Here is a 1,766-nt window from a genome sequence, read left to right on the forward strand (position 1 = left end):
TCAGTTATACAAGGTGACCTCGGAGAACCCGTTCTTGCGCGCCAAGTCCCCCGTCTTCTCACCCGCCTCCTGCTCACGGAGCCTTTGGCATGCGGAGCTTGACGTTGAAGCAAGACCACTTTATACGGAAAAGATCAACACACTCTCCGATCAATGTTTTCGTTGCCGCTTCCGAGGCACGACTATCTATTGGAGTGTGAATGATGAAATCCCCTAAATACCGGATCGTTTTGACACAGGCAGCCCGGGATACCGGTGTAAACCCTGCTGAAATCGAAATGGCAGCGCTCTCCGCCATCGGCGATCAATCTTCAAATGAGGTGTGGTTTAAGGCGTTTCGTGCGAGGGGTCGGCAATTTGCGCTCTGCACCAAGGTCACGATTGAAGTTGATTACTTTCCAGGCCGCGCGACTGCACAGACCCTGGCTCCGCCCGCTTCCACGAGACGATAAGCTAGTATGGCTAAGGGTAAGGCAGTTTAGCGCTTATTCCTTACGCTTGCTATCGCTGTACAACGGCGTTTATTCTCCGGCTAGTGAAGCCAACTTAATCAGCATTTCCTCACTTAATCATCCTTCTAACTCAAGGGACGGAGTAACTGGAATGGCACGCACCACCAAATCTAAGACCAAAAAACCTGCCTTTTGTGTGGATTCAACCATTTCTTACACGGACATCGCCAAGGCCGGTTCAGCTGTGAACTTCGCTATCAACGCGCTCAACTACGAGAACGGCAAACCAAAGCCTGCAATATTGGGACGTCTTGCTATTGGCCAAGGAACCCTGAATTGGTATCCCCGAGGAAAGAGCAAGAATTACATTTCGATAAAGTGGAGTGATCTAGAAAAAGTGCTCAAAAAGGGTACGGGTCAGGAAGAGTAGTGTGCTGACCGACGGAGCATCCGAGTTCGTTCAGGGTTGGCGGCGCTTCCATTCCTGGAAGCGCCGGTTCGTGAAATCCTGTGCAGAGCGCACGACAACTCCTGCTTTAGTAAGTGGCTGGGACTATGTTTCGGGATATGGCGAACGGTTATTTGAAGAGTTCGACAGGGAGAAACGGCTCGCAAGGGCGAGCGATCAAATAGGATTTTTGCATGGCTATTTTGTAAGCATATCCTTTGACGGACACCTTTTCAAACACGTAAAGCAGACACTTCAATTCCATAATAATAGGGATTGTCATACCGCGTTTGGCGTACATCTATGCCAACTGCGCGAGCCCATTCCGGGGGAGTCTCATCACTTTCGCGGCAGTGTAGCGAACCTATTCGTCAGCCATATCAAATTCATCGATTTTGCGTCCGCTTACTATGTTTTCCCATATGATACGATAATTATCCGTGGACGTCGTGGGAGGCCTATGTCTGTCAAGGAGGCGCTGGCAGCGACCGAGTACATTAACTCGGATCTGGGTTTCGATGGTTACGAAATCGAATTTGAACTGGATAACCAGAGCGAAGGTCTGACGTTCATTTCGAAGAGAACGAAAAGTAAAAGTTCTCAACCGAAGAAGTCGCGCTAGAAACCCGATCATTATGAAAGACGAAAATTAGTAGCGAGAAGCATACATTTGTTCGGAAGACCTGCGACTGAAGATTTCCTCTAGATAGATTTAGAGTCCGGCCCAGAAAGGGAGACGGATGATGAAGCGGAAGCGGTTCACGGAAGGGCAGATTATCGGGGTCCTGCGTGAGCAGGAGGCGGGTGAGAAGACGGGGGACTTGGCGCGCAAGAACGGGTTCTCCGAGGTCACCTTGTATAACTGA

Annotated in this window: 3 protein-coding genes and 1 pseudogene; all 4 read left to right on the forward strand. The window is 49.9% G+C overall.

The genetic code is table 11. The features are described from left to right. Window positions 1-200 precede the first annotated feature (200 nt). On the forward strand, window positions 201-452 hold the full coding sequence (locus tag DK847_RS20475) for a hypothetical protein (RefSeq protein ID WP_146256208.1): 252 nt from the start codon (window positions 201-203) through the stop codon (window positions 450-452). Between the two features lie 151 nt (window positions 453-603). Then, window positions 604-882: a hypothetical protein gene (locus tag DK847_RS20480; RefSeq protein ID WP_146256209.1), complete on the forward strand. Its 279-nt coding sequence runs from the start codon at window positions 604-606 to the stop codon at window positions 880-882. 1 nt (window position 883) lies between these two features. Further along, complete coding sequence (locus tag DK847_RS20485) at window positions 884-1,522, forward strand: hypothetical protein (protein WP_146256210.1); 639 nt, start codon at window positions 884-886, stop codon at window positions 1,520-1,522. Between the two features lie 121 nt (window positions 1,523-1,643). Next, window positions 1,644-1,766, forward strand: a pseudogene (locus tag DK847_RS20335) (transposase); the annotation flags it as partial.

Source organism: Aestuariivirga litoralis (assembly GCF_003234965.1).
Classification (GTDB): Bacteria; Pseudomonadota; Alphaproteobacteria; order Rhizobiales; family Aestuariivirgaceae; genus Aestuariivirga; species Aestuariivirga litoralis.